Annotated in this window: 16 protein-coding genes; 8 read left to right on the forward strand and 8 right to left on the reverse strand. The window is 71.3% G+C overall.

Going from position 1 to position 20,754, the window contains the following annotated elements:
* Window positions 1-509: 509 nt before the first annotated feature.
* Together mshD and AMIS_RS37960 are read right to left on the reverse strand one after the other, a co-directional pair.
* On the reverse strand, window positions 510-1,391 hold the full coding sequence (mshD, locus tag AMIS_RS37955) for a mycothiol synthase (RefSeq protein ID WP_014447795.1): 882 nt from the start codon (window positions 1,389-1,391) through the stop codon (window positions 510-512).
* Between the two features lie 10 nt (window positions 1,392-1,401).
* Window positions 1,402-2,118: a winged helix-turn-helix transcriptional regulator gene (locus tag AMIS_RS37960; RefSeq protein WP_014447796.1), complete on the reverse strand. Its 717-nt coding sequence runs from the start codon at window positions 2,116-2,118 to the stop codon at window positions 1,402-1,404.
* A gap of 286 nt (window positions 2,119-2,404) precedes the next feature.
* On the opposite strand from AMIS_RS37960, the gene AMIS_RS37965 reads away from it, so the two are divergent.
* The 5 genes from AMIS_RS37965 (at window position 2,405) to AMIS_RS37980 (ending at window position 5,718) form a co-directional block, all read left to right on the forward strand.
* A complete protein-coding gene (locus tag AMIS_RS37965) occupies window positions 2,405-3,394 on the forward strand; it encodes a hypothetical protein (protein ID WP_014447797.1) in 990 nt (329 codons plus the stop codon).
* 73 nt (window positions 3,395-3,467) lie between these two features.
* Window positions 3,468-4,205, forward strand: a complete 738-nt coding sequence (locus tag AMIS_RS37970; RefSeq protein WP_014447798.1) for an LmeA family phospholipid-binding protein — start codon at window positions 3,468-3,470, stop codon at window positions 4,203-4,205.
* Between the two features lie 65 nt (window positions 4,206-4,270).
* Window positions 4,271-4,348, forward strand: a complete 78-nt coding sequence (locus AMIS_RS44895; protein WP_331429013.1) for an Ms5788A family Cys-rich leader peptide — start codon at window positions 4,271-4,273, stop codon at window positions 4,346-4,348.
* 177 nt (window positions 4,349-4,525) lie between these two features.
* Entirely contained in the window at window positions 4,526-5,374 is an 849-nt protein-coding gene (locus AMIS_RS37975; RefSeq protein WP_014447799.1) for a sulfurtransferase, read from the forward strand.
* Window positions 5,375-5,376: 2 nt separating this feature from the next.
* A complete protein-coding gene (locus tag AMIS_RS37980; RefSeq protein ID WP_014447800.1) occupies window positions 5,377-5,718 on the forward strand; it encodes a DUF1416 domain-containing protein in 342 nt (113 codons plus the stop codon).
* Between the two features lie 92 nt (window positions 5,719-5,810).
* Here the strand turns inward: AMIS_RS37980 and AMIS_RS37985 are convergent, their stop codons facing one another.
* Entirely contained in the window at window positions 5,811-7,067 is a 1,257-nt protein-coding gene (locus tag AMIS_RS37985; protein ID WP_014447801.1) for an AI-2E family transporter, read from the reverse strand.
* A gap of 178 nt (window positions 7,068-7,245) precedes the next feature.
* Between AMIS_RS37985 and AMIS_RS37990 the strand changes: the two genes are divergently transcribed.
* Window positions 7,246-7,542 (forward strand): GroES family chaperonin, encoded by a 297-nt coding sequence (locus AMIS_RS37990; protein WP_172666716.1) that lies wholly within the window; start codon window positions 7,246-7,248, stop codon window positions 7,540-7,542.
* Here AMIS_RS37990 and AMIS_RS37995 read toward each other — a convergent pair.
* Together AMIS_RS37995 and AMIS_RS38000 are read right to left on the reverse strand one after the other, a co-directional pair.
* Window positions 7,533-9,230, reverse strand: coding sequence for a PrsW family intramembrane metalloprotease (locus tag AMIS_RS37995; protein WP_014447803.1), 1,698 nt, complete (start codon window positions 9,228-9,230; stop codon window positions 7,533-7,535). The genes AMIS_RS37990 and AMIS_RS37995 overlap by 10 nt on opposite strands.
* 49 nt (window positions 9,231-9,279) lie before the next feature.
* Window positions 9,280-10,392, reverse strand: coding sequence for an FUSC family protein (locus tag AMIS_RS38000; RefSeq protein WP_014447804.1), 1,113 nt, complete (start codon window positions 10,390-10,392; stop codon window positions 9,280-9,282).
* Window positions 10,393-10,421: 29 nt separating this feature from the next.
* Between AMIS_RS38000 and AMIS_RS38005 the strand changes: the two genes are divergently transcribed.
* Window positions 10,422-11,060, forward strand: coding sequence for an HD domain-containing protein (locus AMIS_RS38005; protein ID WP_041830320.1), 639 nt, complete (start codon window positions 10,422-10,424; stop codon window positions 11,058-11,060).
* On the opposite strand, the gene AMIS_RS38010 is transcribed toward AMIS_RS38005, so the two are convergent.
* Complete coding sequence (locus tag AMIS_RS38010) at window positions 11,032-11,319, reverse strand: DUF4031 domain-containing protein (RefSeq protein ID WP_014447806.1); 288 nt, start codon at window positions 11,317-11,319, stop codon at window positions 11,032-11,034. The two genes, AMIS_RS38005 and AMIS_RS38010, sit on opposite strands and share 29 nt — an antisense overlap.
* The gene (locus AMIS_RS38015) at window positions 11,316-13,115 is read right to left on the reverse strand and encodes a glycerol-3-phosphate dehydrogenase/oxidase (RefSeq protein ID WP_041830321.1); all 1,800 of its coding nucleotides are present in this window, start codon (window positions 13,113-13,115) and stop codon (window positions 11,316-11,318) included. Before AMIS_RS38015 ends, AMIS_RS38010 begins: the two co-directional genes overlap by 4 nt.
* 91 nt (window positions 13,116-13,206) lie before the next feature.
* Between AMIS_RS38015 and AMIS_RS38020 the strand changes: the two genes are divergently transcribed.
* Window positions 13,207-18,729, forward strand: a complete 5,523-nt coding sequence (locus AMIS_RS38020) for an Ig-like domain-containing protein (protein WP_014447808.1) — start codon at window positions 13,207-13,209, stop codon at window positions 18,727-18,729.
* 202 nt (window positions 18,730-18,931) lie between these two features.
* Here AMIS_RS38020 and groL read toward each other — a convergent pair whose 3' ends face one another.
* On the reverse strand, window positions 18,932-20,554 hold the full coding sequence (gene groL / locus AMIS_RS38025) for a chaperonin GroEL (protein WP_014447809.1): 1,623 nt from the start codon (window positions 20,552-20,554) through the stop codon (window positions 18,932-18,934).
* Between the last annotated feature and the right edge of the window lie 200 nt (window positions 20,555-20,754).

A 20,754-nucleotide genomic window follows, 5' to 3' on the forward strand; every position in this document is an offset into this window, starting at 1 on the left:
TCCCACGCAACGAGTCTCCAGCCGAGCGTGTGGAATTCGGGCTCGCTCGGCACCGCGGCCGTTCGCGTGATCGAAGCTGTCACCGTCGGGGCGGCGCCCTGGGTCGCTCAGTTGATCAGCTCTGTGGACCAGCCGGACCAGCCGGACCAGCCGGACCGGCTGGTCCGGCTGGTCCGGCCGGTCCGGCTGGCTCTCAGTGCTGTCCGGAGCCGCGTTGACAGCACTGTTAACCAGCTCGCCTCGCCCGGCTGGTTAACAGTGCTGTCAACCGCCCGTTTTGTCCGCACTGAGCGCCAGCCGGCCATCGGCGTTTCCAAGATCTGCGAGCCGGGCACCGCGCCGGCCGACTCTCCACGACCGCCCGCGTGCGGGTTCCGGGCGGGGACCGGAGAGGTGCGGGTCACGCCCCTGCGCCACGCACCCGCGTGACGGGGCGCCACGCACCCGCGTGACGGGGCGCCACGCACCCGCGTGACGGGGCGCCACGCACCCGCGTGACGGGGAACCCGCTACGGGCGCTGGTAACTGATGTCGGTCTTGTGGACGTCGTAGCCCAAGCGCCGGTACAACTTCACGGCCGCCTCGTTGGACTCGTCCACATACAGGTTCGAGATGGTCAGGCCCCGACCGGCGAGGTAGCTCAGCCCCGCCACGCTCAACGCCGCGCCCAGGCCACGCCGATGGCCGGACGGGTCGACGCCCAGCACGTAGATCTCGCCGATCGCCGGGTCACCTCCGGAGGCCGGGTGGATCTTCGTCCAGTGGAAGCCGACGAGGTCGTCGCCGGAGACGGCCAGCAGGAAGCCCTCCGGGTCGAACCACGGCTCGTCCTCGCGGGCCAGCAGGTCCGCCATCGTCCATTTCCCCTGCTCGGGGTGGTGGGCGAACGCCCGCGCGTTGATGTCGAGCCAGGCCTGCTCGTCCTGACCGGGGCGGAACGCCCGCACGGTCACCCCCTCGGGCAGCGGCACCGAGGGAAGGGGCTCGACGAGGGAGCGCCGCATCTGCCAGAGCACACGGGCCCGGGCGAAGCCGTTGCGGGACGCGAAGATCGCCGCGCCGGGGTCGTCGCCGTGTGCCCAGAAGCTCAGCGGACCGGTCCCGGCCGCGGTGAGCAGCGCGGTGCCGTGCCCCTGACGGCGGAACCGCGGGTGCACCACGAGCTCGCCGGAGCCGTCGGCCAGATAGGCGTAACCGGCCAGCCGGTCACCCGTGCAGGAGAGCAGATGCGTACCGGGATGGGGGGCGTCGCCCCGGACCCGCAGCACGACGTCCTCGGAGAGGGGGTAGACGCCGTCCGCCTCGGCCGCCGCGGCGGCCAGGGCGAGGACGTCGTCGATCTCGGACGCGGACAGCCGGTCCGCGGCACGAACCGGCTGCACCATCGTCATCGGAACACTCTCAGACCGGCAGCGAGACGTGCTCGTTGTCGGGCAGCTGGCGGCCGTTCGGCGGGACCACGAACTTGTAGCCCACCTGTCGGACCGTGCCGATCATCGACTCGTACTCGGAGCCGAGTTTCGCGCGCAGGCGACGGACGTGCACGTCGACGGTGCGGGTGCCACCGAAGTAGTCGTAGCCCCAGACCTCGCGGAGCAGCTGGTCGCGGGTGAAGACCCGGCCCGGGTGCTGGGCGAGGAACTTGAGCAGCTCGAACTCCTTGTAGGTGAGGTCGAGCGGACGGCCCTTGAGCTTCGCGGCGTAGGTGTCCGGGTCGATGTTGAGCTCGCCGGCCCGGATCGAGCCGCCGGCGCCCGCGGTCGCGTTGGTGATGCGGCCGACGGCGAGACGCAGTCGCGCCTCCACCTCGGCCGGGCCCGCCGTGGCCAGGATGACGTCGTCGACACCCCAGTCGGCGTTGAGCGCGATCAGGCCGGCCTCGGTGACGACCGCGATCAGCGGGACCCCGATGCCGGTGGCGTGGAGCATGCGGCAGGTCGCGCGGGCTTCGGAGAGCTCGGAACGCGCGTCCACCATCACGGCGTCGGGGCTCGGCCCGGACACCAGGGTGCGGACGTCGCGCGGCGCGGTGCGTACTGAGTGGGGCAGAAGGTCCAGGGCGGGCAGCACGGCGGAAGGCTCACCGGCACGTGCCGTCACCAGCAGAAGGATCTCCACACTCACCTCCGTCCTCGCGGCACACGAAGGCCGCTCGGGTGACCCGGTCTTGCGAGATGACCGGAGAGACAGGGCCCGGCGTCACCGACGGGTGGGTTGCGATTACCTTAACCGATGCAGCAGTCCCGGCATCGTGGTCGCGCTCCCGAGTCCTGTGGAGAACGCCACTAAGGCGGCTGAACGGCCGATTCGTAACCCACCTTTCACCCGACCCTTTCGTCCCGCCCGGCAAAGCGGATTGGGACCTCGGTCACGGGTCTGGCACGATCGCAACGTGTTTCCCTCCATGCCGCAGGACGATCCCTGGGACGCCGAAGCCTCCCAGCAGGTCGCACGGATGAACCCGGGCCGCCCCAAGGCCGGGTTCTACGGCGCCGTCCCCGACGAGGAGGGGGGCGACCCGGCCTCGAGCGAGTCGGACGACGACGAGTTCGAGGAGATCGAGGTCGTCCCGGTCCGGCCGAAACTCTCCGTCGCGATCGCCGGCTTCGCCGGGCTGCTCACGGTGGCGCTGGTGCTGGGCTCGGTCACGTCCGGGCCGGACTCCCGCGTGCCGTACGCGATAGTGCTCTTCGGTGTGCAGCTGCTCGGACTGCTGGCCTGGACCATGGCGTTGCAGCCGCCGGCGGCGGTGACCACGGCGGCGGTCGCCGCGGTGACCGCGCTGACCGCCGACTACCTGGCGGTCAGCGGCGACACCGCGGAACTGATGCCGCTGCTCTACGTCGGCGCCACGGGCGTCGTGGCGGCGCTGATCGGCCAGGTGTTCAAGCGGGAGGACCGGCAGCGGATCAGCGACACCTACCGGACCACCGCGATGATCGTGTTCGGCGCGGTGGCGTACGCGGTCCTGATCGTCCTGACCCGGCAGCCGATCGGCTCGCAGGCGATCCTGGTCTGCTGCACCGGCGCGGGCCTGGCGCTGCTGGTCTCCCGGCTGACCGACGCGATCTTCCCGAAGCCGCGGATCGCGGTGCAGGTGCCGCGCGGCGCGACAGGCATCGTGCTGGGCGCGATGGTCGGCACGCTGGTCTGCGCGGTGCTCGGCAGCTATCTGGTCCTGCCGTTCACCCCGGCGAAGGGCGCGGTGCTGGGCCTGGTCGCCGCAGTGGCGGCGATCCTGGTGGACCTGGCGGTGAACTTCGGCGAGGCGGGCCGCCGGCTGGCCGGGCAGGCGCCGACGTTCTGGCTGGCCAGGCACATGCAGGGTCCGCTCGGCGGTTTCGCGCTGACGGCGGTGGCGGCCTACACGCTGGTGCACTTCTACCTCTCCTGAACCGCCAGTTTGGTCGAGCCCTCAGCCGGGGCATGTACGTTTCCCAGACGTCAGGGCAAACCCGGGAGGCATCGTGAGGCGAAGACTGCTCACCGTCGTCGTCGTGCTGGTGCTGCTGCTTCTCGGCGGCGCTCTGGTGCTGGACCGGGTCGGCAAGTCCTATGCGGAAGGCATGCTGGCGGACCGGATCGCCGGTGAGGTCGCCGCGCAGAACTCGACGAGCGGCACGCCGGACGTGACGATCGCCGGTTTCCCGTTCCTCACCCAGGTCGCCAGCGGTGACTACCACCAGGTCCGGATCGAGCTGCCGGACTTCGCGGCGCCGGACGGCTCCGGCGGCACGGTGCGGATGTCGCTGCTGGACATCCGCGCCGAGGACGTACGGGCGCCGCTGGAGACGCTGCGCAACGGCGGCGACGTGATCGCCGGGACGGTGACCGGCGCCGGCACGATCGGCTACGACGAGATCACCGCACTGCTCGACCAGAAGGGCGTGAAGCTCGCCGAGCAGGACGGCAAACTGATCGCCACAGTCCAGCTGGAGATTCCCGGTCAGAAGCCGCTGGAGGTCTCCGGCACCACGAACCTGACCGTCGAGAACGGCTCGATCCGGGTTCGTTTCTCCGAGGTGACGTCGAAGGACCTGCCGGCGCTGCCGTTCCTGCAGAGCATGATCGATGCGCTGTCCTACCAGCTGAAGGTCCCGGAACTGCCGTTGAACCTGGTGGTCCGCGAGGTCGAGGCTCTTCCCGAGGGTCTGCGGGTGACCGCCGGCGCGTCTGATGTGAACCTCTCCGCAGGCGGTCTGTGACCGTCCGTTCCCGGATGGTGGTCGGTGCTGTTCCGCGCTCCGGGCTCGCTGGTAGGGTCGAGCGCATGAGCCTGTTGCTCACGAAAAGGCGCGCGATCGACCTGTGTCGCGTGGCCGCGTGCCTGTGTCGCCCCGCTGTCTGACGGGGCCACTCGGTGCTGAGCACCTCCTCTGATTAGCCCGGGGCACTTCTTCTCTGCCCGGCAGTGGCGCCGTCGCACAAGCAGCCCGTGATCCGTAGTAAGCCATGGGTCCGCGCGGAGTGCGACCGCATCTCCGTGCGCTGACTCTCCCCTCACCCACCATCAGGGAGTGAATCGATGAGTCGCGACACCGCACTCGTTTCGGCCGACTGGGCCGAGAAGAACCTGGACACGCCGGGCATCGTCTTCGTCGAGGTCGACGAGGACACCAGCGCGTACGACGGCGGCCACATCCCGGGCGCCATCAAGATCGACTGGAAGCAGGACCTGCAGGACCCGGTCCGTCGCGACTTCGTCAACAAGGAGCAGTTCTCCGCGCTCCTCTCCGAGCGCGGCATCTCCAACGACGACACCGTGATCCTCTACGGCGGCAACAACAACTGGTTCGCGGCGTACGCGTACTGGTACTTCAAGCTCTACGGTCACGGCGACGTGAAGCTGCTCGACGGCGGCCGCAAGAAGTGGGAGCTGGACGCCCGCGTCTACACCAAGGACGTCCCGGCCCGCACCAAGACCGTCTACAACGCCAAGGACCCCGACCTGGAGATCCGCGCGTTCCGTGACGAGGTCGTCCAGGCCATCGGCGTGAAGAACCTGGTCGACGTCCGCAGCCCCGACGAGTTCGCCGGCCGCCTGCTCGCCCCGGCGCACCTGCCGCAGGAGCAGTCGCAGCGGGCCGGTCACATCCCGACCGCGATCAGCGTGCCGTGGAGCAAGGCCGCCAACGAGGACGGCACCTTCAAGTCGGACGAGGAGCTCGCCAAGATCTACGGCGAGGCCGGCCTCGACGGCAGCAAGGACACCATCGCGTACTGCCGGATCGGCGAGCGTTCCTCGCACACCTGGTTCGTGCTCAAGGAGCTGCTCGGCCACGAGAACGTGAAGAACTACGACGGCTCGTGGACCGAGTACGGCTCGCTCATCGGTGTGCCGATCGCGCTCGGCGACGAACCCGGAAAGGCCTGATCATGACTTCTCCCACCAACGTGACGACCGCTGCGGCTGGTTGCGCCGCCCCGGACCAGTCCGCGCCCCTCCCCAGCAGCGTGGACCTGGCCCGCGAAACGGTGATCACCGGCATCGTGACGAGCGCCGAGGGCGACCCGGTCGGCGGCGCGTACGTCCGCCTGCTGGACGGCTCCGGCGAGTTCACCGCCGAGGTCGTCTCCTCCCCGGAGGGCGTCTTCCGCTTCTTCGCCGCTCCCGGCTCCTGGACCGTCCGGGCCCTGAGCCGGTTCGGCAATGGCGAGCTCGCCGTCGACGCCACGGTCGGCGTCAACGAGATCTCGATCAACGTGGCTACCGCTTAGTCCACGCTCTGTTGAAAAGGGGGCGGGTCTACCCGCCCCCTTTTGCTATCCGGCAGAGCGCCGGCGCAGAAGCCGGTGGAGGATCAGGCGGATCACCCGGCAGCGGTACCGGCGGACGAGCCCCCGGAAGTGACCACCACCGCGTCCGGCGGCACCTCGGGGCGGCGACGCGACAGCCGCCGCACGCCGGTGTTGAGCACCGCGATCAGCGGAACCGCGACGAGCGCCCCGATGATGCCGGCGAGCACCACGCCACAGGCGATCCCGATGATCACCGCGAGCGGGTGGATGGCGACCGCCCGGCCCATGATCAGCGGCTGGAGCACGTGTCCTTCGAGCTGCTGCACCAGGATCACCGCGCCGAGCACCAGCAGCGCCACCACCCAGCCCTGGTCGACCAGGGCGACGAGCACCGCCACCGCGCCCGAGACACTGGCACCGACGATCGGGATGAACGCGCCGAGGAAGACCAGCGCGGCCAGCGGGAACGGGAACGGGACGTCGAGGATCAGCAGGGCCAGGCCGATGCCGACGGCGTCGATGAACGCCACAAGCACGGTCGCCCGCACGTAGGCGCCGAGCGTGGCCCAGGAGGCGTCCCCGGCGTCGGCGATCGACCAGCGCGCGTTCAGCGGGAAGAGCCGCACGACGAAGCGGAAGATCTTCCGGCCGTCCCGCAGGAAGAAGAACGTCGCGAAGAGCACCAGCACCAGACCGGTCGCCACCTCGGCGATGGTGGCCGCGGTGGAGATGCCGGTCGAGGTCAGCTGCGAGGTGTTCGAGTTGACCCACTCCTGCGCCGAGTCGATGGCCTGATCCACCTGGGCGTCGGAGAGGTGCAGCGGACCGGTCCGCGCCCAGTCCTGGATCTGCCGGACCCCGGCGCTGGCGTTCTGGGTGAGGCTCGGCAGGCCGTCGATGAACTGGTTCACCACCAGTGTCAGCGTGCCGGCCACCGCCGCGAGACCGCCCACCAGCACCAGGAACGTGGCGAGCGAGCTCGGCAGCCCGAGCCGCAGCAACCAGCCGACGGCCGGGCCCAGCAGCGCGCTGAGCAGCAGCGCGATGGCGAGCGGGACCACCACGACGCTGACCATGCCGATCAGCCGGAGCAGCGCGAGGCCGACCACGCCGACCACGATCAGCCGCCAGCTCCAGGCCGCCGCGACCCGCAGCGGCTGCGGCACGTCGGCGTCGTCCCGGCTGTTCGTCGACTGGTGCACGATCTCCGGCTCCGGCCGGCGGGGCGCGAAGTCCGGCTCCGGGACCGCGCTCTCCTCCCGAGCGGTCCGGACCTGCTCCCGGCCGGAGTCGTACGCCTTCTTCAAGTTCTCCCGGACCCGCTGCAAGCGGTTCAACCGCCTACCCCCTCGGCACTGTGCGATACGCGCTCATCACGGTAGTGCCCTGATGCCCGAATCGCTCTCCGAGCCATGCCTCCCCAGCGGTGAAGAGCTGTTCGTCACGGGCGTACCGTCTGCGTTTGTGAGTGCCGATACCCGTACCGACGCCGGATTGCCCATCCGGATGCTGCATGACCGCGTTCTCGTCCGTCAGGACGGCGGCGAGGGTGAACGCCGCTCCAGCGCGGGCATCGTGATCCCCGCGACCGCGACGATCGGGCGCCGGCTCTCCTGGGCCGTCGCGGTCGGCGTCGGGCCGAACGTCCGCTCGATCGTCGTCGGCGACCGGGTGCTCTTCGACCCGGACGACCGTTCCGAGGTGGAGTTGCACGGCAAGGAGTACGTGCTGCTCCGCGAGCGTGACGTGCACGCGGTCGCGGCCAACCGGGTCGAGTCGGACGGGACCGGCCTTTACCTCTGACCCTGGTTCCAGCCGCCGTTCGGCGGCTGCTGCGGCGGTTGCTGCGGCCAGGGCGCGTTGGTTCCGGGCGTCGGTGGGAACGGCGGCGGATTCATCGGGTACGCGGGGAAGCCCGGCTGTGGCTGACCGGCCTGATGATGTCCCGGCTGGGGATGGCCCTGCTGCTGGGGGTAGCCCTGCTGCTGGGGATATCCCGGCTGGTGCGGGTGACCCACCTGCGGGTATCCGTGCCCCGGATAGTCCTGCTGGTAGACCGGCGGCGGCGCGGCCAGACGCACCGGCACCGGCATGACCGGCTCGGCCGGCGGGGCGATCGCGCGCACCACCCCGTCCGGGAACGTGATCCGGTAGCTGTGCCCGTCCCACCAGGCCGGCGGGGTCTGCGGGTCCCGTCCCGCGAAGACCGAGCGGTACCCGGTGATCGCGGCGAGCAGCTCGCGCTCCTCGGTGACCACCCGTTCCAGATCGCGCGGCTCACGGGACAGACCCCGCTCCATGCCGTCGCGCAGCAGCGCCAGCCGGGTCGCCGCGAACTGGAAGCTGCGCATCGCCTTGTGCCCGGCCGGGCCGGCGATCCGTTTCGCCCACTGCCGCGCCGAGTGCCGCCGGCCCAGGCTGGCGAGCGAGGCCACCTCGGACGGCGCGAACCAGCCGGTCGCGACGTACCGCGGGAGCACCCGCTCGGCGAGCCGGCCCTCCCAGCTGCGCAGCGCGATCGCGAACCCGACGACCGCGAAGAAGAACGGCACCATGAAGCCGAGATAGCCGTACAGCATGATCAGGGCTTCGCCGGTGGCCGCGGAGAGCGTCGGCAGCAGGTTGAAGAGCCCGTGCAGGATCATCGCGGCGAGCAGGCCGGCGATCGGGGCGAGCCAGCGGACCGTGCGGTCGCCGGACCGGGCCGCGATGCCCAGGCCGATGCCGGTCATCGAGGTGAAGAGCGGGTGCGCGAACCCGGTGAACAGGATCCGCACGATGAAGATCAGGAAGACGTTCTGCAGGCCGGTCGCCGGACCGTACTCGTCGGCGCCCGCCGCGTACCCGTGGCCGCCCAGGTAGAGCACGTTCTCCACCATCGCGAAGCCGAGCGCGGAGAGACCGCAGTAGACGATGCCGTCGGTGATGCCGGACCACTCGCTGCGACGGCGCCAGAAGAGCAGCAGCGGGCCGATCGCCTTCATCGTCTCCTCGATGAACGGCGCGATCAGCACCGCGACCAGGGCGTCGGGCAGGCCGATCCGGTCGAAGAGCCAGGCCGCCCCGGTGTTCACCACCAGCGCCACCGCGGTCGCCACGGCGGCGCCCCAGGCGAAACAGAAGACCAGGTACTTCACCGGCTCCGGCTCGTACCTGTCGAGCCAGGCGAACGCGCCGGCCAGCAGCGGCACCGGCAGGATGGCCGCGGTCAGGCCGATGGCCAGGCCGGTGACGCCGATCGAGTACCCGAGGAAGACCAGCATGCCGATCGCGGCCGAGGCGATCAGCACGATCACCGCGGTGACCGGCAGCCAGCGCCGCCAGCCCATCCGCCGGCCGGGAATCGGCGCGCTCGCCATCGCGGCCGTCGTCTCCGGGTACGGCGGGACCGGGTCAGCGGTCACCGGCGGCTCTTCGATGGTTTCCAGCGGTCGGTTCTGGCCGGTTTCTGGCAAGTCTGGGCTGTTTTCCGGCGGTGAGACGTCGGCCATGACCGCCAGCGTAGTCACCGATGTCGCGACGAGCGTGCCCGAGGAGCGGTCAGGACTGCCGCGGCCGGATCTGCCGCTTACGAGCGCCGTGCGGACGGCCACGCCAGCCGATCGCGTCACGGACCAGCCGGGTCGCCTCCGCGTACTCGATGCCGGTGGCCCGCAGCAGGTCAGCCACCGCGGTACGGACCTGCGCCACCACCACGCCGCCGGAGTACCCGACGCCCTCGGCGTAGGCGCGGCCCGACTCGGCCACCGCCCGCAGCGCGCGTTCCCGGGTGGCCAGCGGCTCGACCCCGCGGTCCCACTCCTGCCGGAGCAGGTCCACCGCGTCACCCAGGTGCTGGATCGAGGCCGGCAGCACGTCCGGCACCGGCTCCTGGTCGTTCAGCGCGGTCTGCGCCCGGCGAACCATCACGCGGACGTTGCGCAGCGCGTAGGTGAGCTGGTCCGCGCCCTCCACGTACTGGGCCAGGGCGCCCCGCGAACGCCACCGGGCCGGCGCGAACGCCACGTTCTCCCGGGCGGCGTCGATCGCCGTACGGAATGCCGCGAACGTCCCCTCCGCGGCCCGCAGGCGTTCCAGCGCGCCCTGCACCACCGCCGGGTCCCCGGCGGTGAGCCCGCGCGCAACGTCGTGCAGTCCGGCGGTGAAGGCGCGCAGGGCCGGATCGGCGGCCCGGGAGACCACCGTGAGCGGATTCAGCGGCAGCAGCACGCTCATCACCGCAAGACCGATTCCGCCGCCCACGAGAGCGTCCAGGAAGCGCGTCCACGGTTGACCGCTGGTCGAGGTGAGGGTGGCGACCAGCACGGCCGAGGAGGCGGATTGGACGATCAGCGGTGCCCCGCCGCCGACCGCGGTGGCGAGCAGCACGGCCAGCAGGACGATCACGCCGATCTGAATCGGTCCGGTTCCGATCAGCAGGATGATCCCGTCGCCGAGGCCGATCCCGACCGCGACACCGATCACCAGCTCCGAGGTGCGCCGCAGCCGCTGCCCCACCGACGAGCCCAGCGTGATCACCGCGGCGATCGGGGCGAAGAACGGCATCGGCCGGCCGAAGAGGTCGTGGGCGACGAACCAGGCGAGGCCGGCCGCGAGACCCGACTGCAGCGCGAGCATCAGGCCCGCCCGCCCGCGGGCCAGAGCGGCGATCATGAGTTCAACCTACGTGCCAGGATGCGGGTGTGACATCTTTGCCCGATCGTTTCCGGACGGCGGCGCGGGGCGCCGGCGCCACCACGAGCGACACCGACCTGGACGCCGCCGCGAATTACCTGCTGGGCCGCTGGGCCGAGCCGCAACGCCACTACCACGACGTGACGCATCTCGCCGCCGTCCTGGACGTGGTGGACCGGTTCGAGCACCTGGCGCCGAACCCGGACCGGGTACGCCTCGCGGCCTGGCTGCACGACGCCGTCTACGACCCGCGGGCGCTCGGCGACGCCAACGAGCGGGACAGCGCCGAGTTCGCCGAAGGGCTGCTGCTGAGCCTGGGCGCGCCGGACGAGGTGGCGGCCGAGGTGGCCCGGCTGGTCGGGCTGACCGCCGGGCACGCCACCGAGGACGACGACCCGGACGGCGAGCTGCTCTGCGACGCCGACCTGTCGATCCTCGCCGCCGACACCGAGCGGTACGAGCAGTACACCAGCGCGATCCGCCGGGAGTACGCGCACGTGCCGGACGACGCGTTCCGGGCCGGGCGGACCCGGGTGCTGACCGAGCTGCTGAAACTGCCCTCGATCTACCGCCACTCCGAGATCCGCGCCGAGTGGGAGGAGCGCGCCCAGGCCAACCTCACCGCCGAGCTGGCGGAACTCGCTTAGGGGCCAGATGCTTCGGGCGGCGTAATCCCGCCGTCCGGAGCCTTGCGGCCAGATCGCGGGACGGCAGCAGCGTCGCGCCCAGCCAGAGGGCGCTGGAGAACCGGTACTCCGGGATGTCGTAGTGGTCCCGGTCGAAGGCCCGCCGGGGCGAGCCCAGCATCTCCGCGAAGACGTGCAGCTCTTCGAACGAGACGTCGCTGACCAGGTGCGACCAGAGGACGCCGCGACCTGGCCAGAGCGGTTCGTCGACGAGGATCAAAGATCGATCTCGAGCAGCTCGACCCGGCGGTCCGCGGCCAGCCCCCGCACGTCCGGCACCCCGAGCCGGGCGGCGTCGGCGGTCGCGTCGTCGGGCATCGTCTGCGACTGCCGTTCGGCGGTCACCCGGGCCAGGTAGTGCTCGATCTCCTTCTGCCGCACGGTGGCGTCCCAGCCCAGCGCGTCACCCATGATCTGCGCGGTGTGCTCGGCCGACTCGGTGCCGCGGTGCGGTGTCTCGAAGGAGATCCGGGTACGCCGGGTGAGCACGTCGTCGAGGTGCAGGGCGCCCTCGGCGAGAGCCGCGTACGCCACCTCGGCCGCGAGGTACTCCGGGGCGCCGGCCAGCGGGACCGCCAGCTGCGGGTCGGCGGCCATCATCGCCAGCAGGTGGACGGTGAGCGTCCCGTACCTCTCCAGCAGATGCTCGACCACCCCGGTGGTGACGCCGTGCCGCCGGGCCAGGTCCTGCCGGTCGCGCCAGGCCGCCGCGTACCCGTCCGCGCCGAGCAGCGGCAGCTGGTCGGTGCGGGACGGCTGCGCCGGGCCACCCAGCCGGCGGACAGCGCGGTCGATCACGTCGGCGGCCATCACCCGGTACGTCGTGTACTTGCCGCCGGCGACCAGGAGCAGGCCGAGCATCGGCTCGACCACGGCGTGCTCACGGGAGAGTTTCGACGTCGAGTCGGCCTCGCCGGAGAGCAGCGGGCGCAGGCCGGCGTAGACGCCCTCGATGTCGTCGGTGGTGAGCGGCCGGTCCAGCACCGTGTTGACCTGGTCGAGCAGGTACCTGATGTCGCGCGCCGAGGCCGCCGGGTGCGACCGGTCCAGTTGCCAGTCGGTGTCCGTGGTGCCGATGATCCAGTGGCCGCCCCACGGGATCACGAAGAGCACGCTGGTGGCGGTCCGCAGGATCAGCCCGGCCTCGCCGGTGATCGCCGAGCGGGGGACCACGAGGTGCACGCCTTTCGACGCGCGGACCTTCAGACCGGGCCGCAGGCCGACGTCACGGAGCATCTGCGACATGTCGTCGCTCCACACACCCGTCGCGGCGACCACCGTCTTCGCCCGTACCTCGAAGGTCTCTGATCCCGGGGTCTCCAGGTCACGGACCCGGACGCCGACGACCTGGCGGGCCTCGCGCACGAAGCCGGTGACCCGGGCGCTGGTGACCACCGCGGCGCCGAGACTCGCCGCGGTCCGTGCCAGGTTGACCACGAGGCGGGCGTCGTCGACCTGGCCGTCGAAGTAGCGGATCGCGCCGCTGATCTTGTCGGCCCGCAGGCTGGGGAAGATGTGCCGGGCGCCGTCGCGGGACAGGTGCCGGTGCAGCGGCATGCCGCGGCCGGCGCCGAAGACGCCGGCGAACACGTCGTACGCCGCGACGCCGAGACCGTAGTAACCCCGCTGCCAGGCGCGCTGGGCGATGTTCGCCGCGGGCAGCGGCACCATGATCGGAACCGGACGCACCAGATGCGGCGCGAGCCGGGTGGCGAGCAGGCCGCGCTCGGTCAGCGCCTCGTGCACCAGGTGCAGCTCGAGCTGCTCCAGGTACCGCAGGCCGCCGTGAATGAGTTTGCTGGAGCGGCTGGACGTGCCGGCCGCGAAGTCACGGGCCTCCACCAGGGCCACCTTGAGCCCCCGGGAGGCCGCGTCCACCGCGGCGCCGGCGCCCGTCACGCCGCCGCCGATCACCAGGACGTCGAACTGTTCGTTCCGCAACCGGCGCAGGTCGGCCGTGCGCCGGATGGGAGAGAGACGACCGGCCGAGTTCCGGGATACCGAGGGATCACGCACCTGTCCCAGGTTAGCGCCCCCGGGTGTACCCCATGCTGACGAAAAAAGGCATTTCCGTACGGCTGGCGGCGCGCGTACCTACCGTGAGGGCGTGCGCGGACGGAGCGCCGGGATCCTGTTCCTCGTCCTGGCTGTGATGCTGGCGACGCTGCCGGTCAGGGTCGCGGCCGCCATCACGACGCCGTTCACCACCCGGTTCGACGTGAATGCGAACGGCTCGATCATGCTGCGCGGCAACGCGAACCTGACCTGCCCGGTGCACCTGCTCACACAGGCCTGCTCGGCGGCCCGCAACGGCACCGGGTCGACGCTGAACGAGGACCTCAACAACAACGGCTATCCGATGGTCTTCACCGATGCGGACGGCGACCCGGCGACGTTCAACGACAGCGCGGCCACGGTCGACATGCCGGCCGGCAGCACGGTGCTCTTCGCGGGTCTCTACTGGGGCGCCGACCCGTACGCGGGCAGCTCCCTCGGCGCCCTGCTCGGCGCGGACGCGCCGTCGATCGCGGACCGGAAGAAGGTGCTGTTCCGCACGCCCGCGGCGGCCGCCTGGAACCCGATCACCGCGTCCGACACCTACGAGACCACCACGCCCGAACCCGTCTACCAGAGCTTCGCCGACGTGACGGCGCTTGTCGCGGGCGTCGGCAACGGGGTGTACTCGGTCGCCAACATCCAGGCGGGCCGGGGCAAGGGCACGTACGCCGGCTGGACCCTGGTGATCGCGTACGCGAACCCGGCCGAGGATCTGCGCAGCCTGCGCGTCTACGACGGGTTCGGACTGATCGACTCGGGCAGCACGACCATCCCGGTGACCGGCTTCGAGGCGCCGCACAGCGGTCCGGTGCAGGCCGAGGTGGGCGCGGTCGCCTACGAGGGTGACCTGGGCAAGACCGGCGACGGCCTGCAACTGAACGGGCAGGCGCTGAGCGACGGGGTGAACCCGGCGAACAACGTCTTCAACAGCACGGCCAGCGAGGGCGGCGCGATCCTCGGCGGCCGTGATCCGGGCTATCGCAACCTGTTCGGCGTCGACATGGACCAGTTCAACGCGTCAGGCATCCTCGCCAACGCGGCGACCAGCGCCACCCTGCGGATCAGCACCTCCAGCGAGACGTACTACCCGGGCGTCATCACGATCGCCATCGACCTGTACGCACCCAAGATCGTCACCACCAAGACGGCGACCGACCTGAACGCCGGCACGCTGGTGCCCGGCGACGAGATCGAATACCGGATCGAGGCCCGCAACGACGGCCGGGACATCGCCGACGGGGTCACGCTTGCCGACTCCATGCCGGTCTACACCACGTACGTCCCGGCGTCGGCGCGGATCGGGACCGCGGCGGTGACCGACGCGGCCGACACCGACGGTGGGCGGGTCAGTGGCGGCACGGCCGTGTTCACGCTCGGCAGCATCCCGTACCAGGGGAGCACGTATGTCAGGTTCCGGGTCAGGGTCGATCTGAACACCCCGGCCGGATACGCGATCAGCAACCTGGTGAACGTCAGCTACACCGGCCGCACCACCAGCGTGGCGGTGGCCGGGGCGGGCGGCACGTCGGCCGCCCCGGTGCTCCAGCCGGACAGCGACCTGGTCGGCGCGCTCGCCGTCGTACCGGCGTACGTCCAGCGTGCCTCGACGCCGGCCCCGGTGACCTACACCGCGACCGTGACGAACGCCGGCCCGAACCTGGAGCCGGCCGCCCGGGCCCAGCTCACCCTGCCGGCCGGGCTGACCGTCGGTGCGCTGCCCGCCGGGTGCACGGCAGCCGGACAGGTGGTCACCTGCCAGCTCGGCCCGGTACTCGCCGGGCACCAGGCAAGCGTCAGCGTCCCGGCGACGGCCGGCTCCTCCGCCGCGGCGGACGCGGTCGCCACGGTGACCGCCTCCGGCGCCGGGCGAGACACCGTGAGCGGCAACAACACCGGTTCCGCGTCGCTCTCGGTCAACTCGCCGCCGGTCGCTACGGCCGACACCGCGGGCACCACGAACGGACAGGCGGTCTCGATCGACGTACGCGCCAACGACACCGACCCGGACGACACGGTCTCCACGCTGCTGGTGTCGATCACCGCCGCGCCCGCGCACGGCACCGCAGCGGTGGCGTCGAACGGCACGATCGCCTACACCCCGGTGTACGGCTGGACCGGTCCCGATGTGTTCACGTACGAACTGAACGACCGCGGCGGCGGCACTGCCACCGCCACCGTCACGGTGACCACGGCGAACGCGAGGCCGCAGGCCTTCGACGACGAGCGCAACGCCCCGCCGGCCACCCCGGTGCCGATCTCCGTGCTGGCCAACGACACCGACCCGAACACGATCTTCGGCGACACGCTGCACCTGGACTCGTTCACCCAGCCGCCGTCCGGGACCGGCGTCGTCACCCGGCTCGGCAACGTGCTCACCTACGCGCCGGACATCTCGTTCAGCGGCCGGGCGCACTTCACCTACACGGTCGAGGACAGCCACGGCGGGCAGGACACCGGCGACGTCTACGTGGATGTGGAGAACGCGGCCCCGACCGCCGCCGACGACGCGAAGACCACCCCGTTCGAGACCGACGTGCTGATCGACGTGCTGGGCAACGACACCGACCCCAACGCGGGTGACACCAAGACGCTGGTCTCAGTGGACCCGCCCGGCGTCCCGTCCGGCTCGCAGGTCCGCTACCAGCCGCCGGCCGGCTTCTCGGGGACCGTCGCCTTCGCGTACGTGATGCGCGACAGCGGCGGGCTCACCTCCACCGGCACTGTCACGGTGACCGTGCTGAACGGCCCCCCGGACGCCTTCGATCACGCGGTGACCACCCCGTACGGGACGTTCCGGGACGTCAACGTGCTGGCCGGCGCCATCGACCCGAACCTGCCGCCGGACCCGCTCCGGGTGAGCGGCGTGACGAACCCGGCCGACGGGACGGCCGTGATGCGCTCCGGCGGCATCGTCAGGTACACCCCCGACGCCGGCTTCTCCGGCACGGACCACTTCGACTACACGGTCGACGACGGCCACGGCGGCACCGACACCGCGCGCGTCACCATCGACGTGGAGAACGGGCTGCCACAGGCGGTCGACGACGCGGTCACCGTGCAGGCCGGCGTGCCGCTCGCCATCGACGTGATGGCCAACGACACCGGCGACCCGAACGGCGACCCGCTCACGATCAGCGTCACCTCGCCCGCCGCGTTCGGCACGGCATCGGTCGGGCCGGGCAACCGGATCACCTACGCCCCCGGCACCGGGCACCTCGGCGCCGACGCCTTCGGATACACGCTGAGTGACGGCACCGGGTCCTCCTCCGCCGTCGTGACGATCGGTGTGGTCAACTCGGCGCCGATCGCCCGGCCCGACGCGGTCACCACCGACACGAACACCCCGGTGCCCGTCGCCCCGCTCGCCAACGACAGCGACCCGAACGGGGACGTGTTCACGCTCTCCGGCATGACCGCCGCGGCGCACGGGACGATGGCGGACAACGGCGACGGGACGTACACGTACACGCCGGATACCGGCTTCTACGGCACCGACACCATCGGGTACGCGATCGAGGACCCGTACCGGCTCGCCTCCTCGGCGGTCATCACCATCACGGTACGTAATGCCGCGCCCGTGGCGATCGACGACTCGTTCCTGGCACATCCGCAGGTCACCACGATGCTGGACGTCCTGGACAACGACTACGACCCGAACACCGGGCAGGAACTGAGCATCGCGTCGGCCGGGCCGGCCGGCAAGGGCTCGGTCGTCCTGGCCGCGAGCGGCACGCTCACCTACCGGTCGTCGCCCGGCAGCACCGGCCAGGACACGTTCACCTACGTGATCACCGACGACCTCGGGCGCACCGACACCGGCCGGGTGACCATCACGATCAACGGGCCGCCGGTGCCGGTCGCCGACGCGATGACCACGCCCTCCGGGACGCCGGTGACCATCCCGGCGACCGCCAACGACCTCGATCCGGAATCCGAGACGCTGACCGTGGTCGCGGTGGGCACGCCCGGGCACGGCACGGCCGCGATCAGCGGGTCCGGCACCGTCGACTACGCGCCCGACCCGGCATTCGCCGGGACGGACACCTTCGGGTACGACGTACGCGACGTCACCGGCAACACCGCGACCGGAAGCATCTCCGTGCTGGTCGAGAACGCGCCGCCGATCGCGGGTCCGGACGAGTCAGGCGTGCTCACCGGCCGCAGCATCCTGATCGACGTGCTCGGCAACGACACCGACGCCAACACCGGGCAGACCCTGACGATCAGCTCGGTGGGCGCGCCCGGCCGCGGCGTCGCCTCCCTCTCCGGCGGACAGATCCGGTACGCCCCGACCGGGAACTGGACCGGCCGGGACACCTTCACCTACCAGGTCAGCGACGGCGCGGGCGGGCTCGGCTCGGCCACCGTCGGCGTGACCGTCACCGACGGGCAGGCGATCGCGAACCCGGACCGGGCGGCCACCGGGTACCGGACCGCGGCCGTCGTGCCGGTGCTCGCCAACGACGCCGACCCGGCCGGAACCCTCACCGTCGTCGCGGTGACCCAGCCGTCGCACGGCAGTGCCTCGTTCACCACGACCACGGTCCGCTATCTCCCGGCGGACGGGTTCAGCGGCACCGACACGTTCCGCTACAGCGCGGAGGACGACACCGGGACCCGGGTGACCCAGTCCGTCACGGTCACGGTGGGTGCGCCGCCCGTGGTGCCGGACAGGTCGGCGGCGACCGGGCCGGGCGAGAAGGTCGGGATCACGCTGCCCGGCACGGACCGGCAGGGGCGGCCGGTCACGGTCACCGGGCTGGGCACACCGGCGCACGGCACGGTGGTGCTGAACGCGGACGGGACGGTGACGTACACGCCGAACCCGGGCTTCAGCGGGACTGACTCGTTCACGTACACGGTGGTGGACGAGTACGGGAACCTGGCCCACGCGACGATCGAGGTGCGGGTGGCGGCCGCGTCGGTTCCGTCCCCGCCCCCGTCCCCATTCCCATCGCCGTCCCCGTCCCCGTCGCCGTCGCCGTCCCCGTCGCTCTGGCCCTCGCCCAGCATTTCGCCGGTGCCCAGCGCTTCTCCGACCGGCAGTCCCAGCCCGAGTCCGCGTCCAGCCAACCGGGTTCCCCTCGTCGGGCCGGACATCGAGGCCGTGACCGCCGGGGAGAAGGTCACCGTGCGGCCCCTGAGCAACGACTCCGACCCGGACGGGGATCCGATCTCCCTGATCGACGTGGGCCGGCCCGCCCACGGCACGGCCACCGCCACCGGCCTGGCCGCCACGGGCTTGACCACGGCGGGCTTGACCACGGCGGCCAGGCCGGTGGCGGCGGATCCGGCCGTCGCCCGGCGGTCCCCTGCCACGATCGTCTACACGCCTGTGCCGGGGTTCGCGAGCGGCACCGACAGCTTCACCTACACGATCGGCGACGACCGGGGCGGCACCGCGACCGGCACCATCACCATCCGGGTCGTCGCGGCCGCTGACCCCCTGCCGGTCACCGGCCACGACCTGATGTCGCTGGCCCGGATCAGCACGGCCGCCATCCTGACCGGGACCGGCCTCTACATCCTGAGCAGGCCTCCCGCCCGCGGGCCCCGCCCGCACGCCGGCTGAGCCCACCCCCGCGCCGCTCACGCCCCGCCCGGACCGCCCCGCGCCGCGCTCGCATCCGCCCCGACCGCCCCCGCGCCGCTCACGCCCCGCCCGGACCGCCCCCGCGCCGCTCTCGCACCCGCCCCGACCGCCCCCGCGCCCGCCTGCGGACAGCGAAAAGGGCGGCCCGCCGAAGCGGACCGCCCTTTTTCTAAGACTGGACTCAGAAGTCCATGTCACCGCCGCCCGGGGCGCCGGCCGGAGCCGGGTTCTTCTCGGGCTTGTCGGCCACGACGGCCTCGGTGGTGAGGAACAGCGCGGCGATCGACGCGGCGTTCTGCAGCGCCGAACGGGTGACCTTGGCCGGGTCGATGATGCCCGCGGCCAGCAGGTCCACGTACTCGCCGGTCGCGGCGTTCAGACCGTGACCCGCGGAGAGGTTGCGCACCTTCTCCACAACGACGCCACCCTCGAGGCCGGCGTTCACGGCGATCTGACGCAGCGGGGCGTCGAGCGCGACCTTGACGATGTTCGCACCGGTCGCCTCGTCGCCGACCAGGTCCAGCTTGTCGAACGCGGTCTTGCCGGCCTGAACCAGCGCGACGCCACCACCGGGGACGATGCCCTCCTCGACGGCCGCCTTCGCGTTGCGAACGGCGTCCTCGATGCGGTGCTTGCGCTCCTTGAGCTCGACCTCGGTGGCCGCGCCGACCTTGATCACCGCAACGCCGCCGGCCAGCTTGGCCAGGCGCTCCTGCAGCTTCTCACGGTCGTAGTCGGAGTCCGAACGCTCGATCTCGGCGCGGATCTGGTTGACCCGGCCCTGGATCTGCTCGCCGTTGCCGGCGCCGTCCACGACGGTGGTCTCGTCCTTGGTGATGACGACCTTGCGGGCCTGGCCCAGCAGGGACAGGTCAGCGGCGTCGAGCTTGAGGCCGACCTCTTCGCTGATGACGGCACCACCGGTCAGGATGGCGATGTCCTCCAGCATGGCCTTGCGGCGGTCACCGAAGCCGGGGGCCTTGACGGCGACCGACTTGAAGGTGCCACGGACCTTGTTGACGACCAGGGTGGCCAGGGCCTCGCCCTCGACGTCCTCGGCGATGATGACCAGCGGCTTGCCGGACTGCATGACCTTCTCGAGGATCGGCAGCAGGTCCTTGACCGCGGAGATCTTGCTGTTCGCGATGAGGATGTAGGGGTCGTCGAAGACGGCCTCCATCCGCTCGGCGTCGGTCATGAAGTAGGCCGAGATGTAGCCCTTGTCGAAGCGCATACCCTCGGTGAGCTCGAGCTCGAGGCCGAAGGTGTTGCTCTCCTCGACGGTGATGACGCCTTCCTTGCCGACCTTGTCCATGGCCTCGGCGATGATCTCGCCGACCGTGGAGTCACCGGCGGAGATGGAGGCGGTGGAGGCGATCTGCTCCTTGGTCTCCACGTCCTTGGCGAGCTGCTGCAGGCCCTCGGAGACGCTGGCGACAGCAGCCTCGATGCCCCGCTTCAGGGCCATCGGGTTCGCGCCCGCGGCCACGTTGCGGAGGCCCTCACGGACCAGCGCCTGGGCGAGGACGGTCGCGGTCGTCGTGCCGTCACCGGCGACGTCGTCCGTCTTCTTCGCGACCTCCTTGACCAGCTCAGCGCCGATCTTCTCGTACGAGTCCTCGAGCTCGATCTCCTTGGCGATGGATACACCATCGTTGGTGATCGTGGGGGCGCCCCACTTCTTCTCGAGAACGACGTTGCGACCCTTGGGGCCGAGCGTCACCTTGACCGCGTCAGCGAGCTGGTTCATGCCCCGCTCGAGGCCCCGACGAGCCTCCTCGTCGAATGCGATGATCTTGGCCATACGGCGTTGTCCTCCCGGACATCCGCGGTGCCGGGCCTCGTCGGCCCCGCTCTCCGCACGTTGAGGAAGTCTGCGGACGTCACCACCTGGCGATGTGACGTCCTCAGGCCGAGCCGGATAGCCCGCGACGACCGGTTTCGTGCCGCGGCGCCGATGGCAGCGCTGCGACCGGAACCCCACCGTCCCGACCTGTTGGCACT

This window comes from Actinoplanes missouriensis 431 (genome assembly GCF_000284295.1).
In the GTDB taxonomy this organism is placed as follows: Bacteria; Actinomycetota; Actinomycetes; order Mycobacteriales; family Micromonosporaceae; genus Actinoplanes; species Actinoplanes missouriensis.